The following is a 3,760-nucleotide window of genomic DNA, read 5'->3' as shown; positions in this document are numbered from 1 at the left end:
TGTTCCCGACCATCTTCAGCATGGCGCTGCACCGCCTCGGCCCCCTGACCGGCCAGGGTTCGGGCGTGCTGTGCATGGCCATCGTCGGCGGCGCGCTGGTGCCGTTCCTGCAGGGCGCGCTGGCCGACACGTTCGGCCTGCAGCCCTCGTTCCTGGTGCCGGCGGCCTGCTATGGCTTCATCCTGTATTTCGGCCTGAAGTACGCGAACCTGTACCGCGCGGACCGGGCCTGAACCGCGGCGCCGCCGGCGCGGCGCCATCCGAACACACCACAACTCGAACAAAGAGGGGACTTTCATGCGTTTTCGCCACCTGACCATCGTCGCTGCGCTCGCGGCCATCTTCCCGGCGGCGACGGCCGTTGCCGCCGCCGCCGAGCCGCCCGAGCCGGCGCAGAAACCCTGGCTGGACCGCTCGCTGGGCGCGGACGAGCGGGCGACGCTGGCGCTGCAGGCGATGACGCAGAAGGAAAAGCTGCGCTGGGTGTTCGCCTATTTCGGCCACGATTTCGCCGGCAAGAAGAAGATCGCCGAGGCGCTGCCGCAATCGGCCGGCTACATCCCGGGCACGCCGCGCCTGGGCCTGCCCGCGCTGTTCGAGACCGATGCCGGCGTGGGCGTGGCCTCGCAGTCCGGACCGAACGTGCGCGAGCGCACCGCGCTGCCGTCGGGCCTGATGACGGCGTCGAGCTGGGACCCGAAGGTGGCCTATGCGGGCGGCGCGATGATCGGTGCGGAAGCGCGCGCTTCCGGCTTCAACGTGATGCTGGCGGGCGGCGTGAACCTGATGCGCGATCCGCGCAACGGCCGCAATTTCGAATACGCGGGCGAGGATCCGCTGCTGGCGGGCGTGATGGTCGGCCAGGCGATCAAGGGCATCGAATCGAACCACGTGATCTCGACGCTGAAGCACTTCGCCCTCAACGACCAGGAGACCGGCCGCAACGAACTCGATGCGCGCATCGACAAGGCGGCCCTGCGCATGTCCGACCTGCTGGCGATGGAACTCGCGTTCGAACAGTCCGGCGCCGGTTCCGTCATGTGCGCCTACAACCGCGTCAACGGCCCGTATTCCTGCGAGAACGCCTACCTGCTGAACGACGTCCTCAAGCGCGACTGGGGCTTCAAGGGCTTCGTGATGTCCGACTGGGGCGCGGTCCACAGCACGGTGGCCGCCGCCAACAACGGCCTGGACCAGCAGTCCGGCAGCGAGTTCGACAAGTCGCCGTACTTCGCCGGCGCGCTGATGGAGGCGGTCAAGACCGGCGCCGTGCCGCAGTCGCGCCTGGACGACATGGTCCACCGCATCGTGCGCACGATGTTCGCCAAGGGCCTGGTCGACGATCCGCTGAAGGAAGGCGTGGCGATCGACTTCGACAGGAACGGCGCCGTCAGCCGCGCCACCGCGGAAGCGGGCATGGTGCTGCTGAAGAACGAGGGCCGCGCGCTGCCGCTGGCAGCGGGCCTGCGCACCATCGCCGTCATCGGCGGCCATGCCGACGCCGGCGTGCTGTCCGGCGGCGGCTCCTCGCAGGTCTATCCGCGCGGCGGCATGGCCGTCAAGGGCCTCAAGCCGGACACCTGGCCGGGGCCGGTGGTCTATTACCCGTCGTCGCCGCTGCGCGCGATCCAGGCCCAGGCGCCGGACGCCAGGGTGGTGTTCGACGACGGCAGCGACCCGGCGCGCGCCGCGCGCGTGGCGGCCCAGGCCGACGTGGCGCTGGTGTTCGCCAACCAGTGGGTGGGCGAAGCCAACGACGCCGCCTCGCTGGCGCTGCCCGACGGCCAGGATGCGCTGGTCGACGCCGTGGCCGGCGCCAACAAGCGCACCGTGGTCGTGCTGCAGAACGGCGGCCCGGTTGCCATGCCGTGGCTGGCGAAGGTGCCGGCCGTGCTGGAAGCCTGGTATCCCGGCACCAGCGGCGGCGAGGCGATCGCCAACGTCCTGTTCGGGAAGGTGAATCCGTCGGGCCACCTGCCGGCCACGTTCCCGGCCTCCGAGCAGCAGCTGCCGCGGCCGAAGCTGGACGGCGACCCGAAGAACCCGGAACTGCAGTTCGCCGTCGACTACCACGAGGGCGCGGCGGTCGGCTACAAGTGGTTCGACCTGAAGGGGCACAAGCCGCTGTTCCCGTTCGGCCACGGCCTGTCCTACACGACGTTCGCGTATTCGGGCCTGGCCGGCCAGGTGAAGGACGGCCGCCTGCACGTGCGCTTCAAGGTGACGAATACCGGCAGCGTGGCCGGCAAGGACGTGCCGCAGGTCTACGTGGCGCCCGCGGGCGCGAAGTGGGAAGCGCCGAAGCGCCTGGCCGGCTGGGACAAGGTCGCGCTGCAGCCGGGCGAGTCGAAGGACGTCGAGGTGACGGTGGAGCCGCGCGTGCTGGGCATGTTCGACGAAGCCTCGCGCACCTGGCGCATCGCCAGGGGCAAGTACAAGCTGGTGCTGGCCCAGGACGCCGCCGGCACGGGCGCCAGCAGCGTGACCGTCGACGTGCCGGCCGCGGTGCTGGACGTGCGAGGGAAGGCGCAGAAGCGCTGACGCGCGCCGGCGCCACGCCGCCCCGGCCCGTCGCGCGGGCCGGGGCGGCGTGGCGGCGTGGCGGCGCTCAGACGATCGGCAGCGCCGTCGTCTCCTTGATGCGCTGCAGGGCGAAGCTGGACTTCACGTCCAGCACCGCCGGGTGGCGCAGCAGCGTGGCCATCATGAAGCGCGAGAAGTGTTCCATGTCTTCCACGTGCACGCGCAGCAGGAAGTCCATTTCTCCCGTCATCGCATAGCAGTCCACCACTTCCGGCCAGGCCGCCACGGCCTCGGCGAAGGCGAAGCGCGGCGAGGTCGCCGGGATGCGCGCGTTCGGCGCGCCTTCGCTGTGCTTTTCCAGGCGCACGTTGACGTAGGCCAGCAGGCCCAGTCCCAGCTTGTCCGGATCGAGCAGGGCGACGTATTGCTTGATCACGCCGGCTTCCTCCAGGCGCTTGATGCGCCGCAGGCACGGCGACGGCGACAGGCTGACCTTCTCGGCCACGTCCTGGTTGGACAGGCGGCCGTCTTCCTGCAGGATGGCCAGGATCTTGCGATCCGTTTTATCCAGCTCGATCTTTGACATGAAAACTCCTCGGCAATCGCGTATACCGCAATTTTATTGCGCAAATCGTCTGGCGTGGGGAATCGATTGAAATTTAATGTCGGTGGGGGAGGTCTATACTGGCTGAAAACCGACGCGGGCCGGCGTAAACCGGTTGGACGCGTGGACGGGAAACCCGTCCACGCGTCCAACCCGAGAGCACCGAGCCAACGCGCGCAAGAACGACAACAATCTGGAGACAAGCATGAACGCCCCCCTGGACCGTACCCAGCTGGAGCCGGCGCAGCCTTCGCCCGCGCACGAGATCACCCTCGACGACAAATGGACGCTCGAACGCGGCCGCGCCTTCATGACCGGCACCCAGGCGCTGATCCGCCTGCCGATGCTGCAGCGCGAGCGCGACCTGAAGGCCGGCCTGAACACGGCCGGCTACATCACCGGCTACCGCGGCTCGCCCGTCACCCAGGTCGACCAGACCGCCTGGAAGGCGAAGGAGCACCTGCAGGAACATCACGTCCACTTCCATCCCGGCATGAACGAGGACCTGGCCGCCACGGCGGTCTGGGGCACCCAGCAGACCAACCTGTTCGAGGGCGCGAAGTACGACGGCGTGTTCGCCATGTGGTACGGCAAGGGCCCGGGCGTGGACCGCTGCGGCGACGTCTTCAAGCA

2 protein-coding genes and 2 pseudogenes are annotated in these 3,760 nt (G+C 69.1%); 3 read left to right on the top strand and 1 reads right to left on the bottom strand.

The window, feature by feature from the left end; genetic code table 11:
* Together QZ749_RS14455 and QZ749_RS14450 are read left to right on the top strand one after the other, a co-directional pair.
* A pseudogene (locus QZ749_RS14455) lies at nt 1–233 on the top strand (glucose/galactose MFS transporter); the annotation flags it as partial.
* Between the two features lie 64 nt (nt 234–297).
* Nucleotides 298–2,541: a glycoside hydrolase family 3 C-terminal domain-containing protein gene (locus tag QZ749_RS14450; RefSeq protein WP_296948196.1), complete on the top strand. Its 2,244-nt coding sequence runs from the start codon at nt 298–300 to the stop codon at nt 2,539–2,541.
* Between the two features lie 67 nt (nt 2,542–2,608).
* On the opposite strand, the gene QZ749_RS14445 is transcribed toward QZ749_RS14450, so the two are convergent.
* The gene (locus tag QZ749_RS14445) at nt 2,609–3,109 is read right to left on the bottom strand and encodes an Lrp/AsnC family transcriptional regulator (RefSeq protein ID WP_290415230.1); all 501 of its coding nucleotides are present in this window, start codon (nt 3,107–3,109) and stop codon (nt 2,609–2,611) included.
* A 223-nt stretch (nt 3,110–3,332) separates the two neighbouring features.
* Here QZ749_RS14445 and QZ749_RS14440 point away from each other — a divergent pair.
* Nucleotides 3,333–3,760: pseudogene (locus QZ749_RS14440) on the top strand (indolepyruvate ferredoxin oxidoreductase family protein); the annotation flags it as partial.

It is taken from the genome of uncultured Massilia sp. (assembly GCF_913773735.1).
Lineage (GTDB): Bacteria > Pseudomonadota > Gammaproteobacteria > Burkholderiales > Burkholderiaceae_D > Telluria.
The sequence above is the reverse complement of the archived record's forward strand: the minus strand, read 5'-3'. Positions and strand labels throughout refer to the sequence as shown.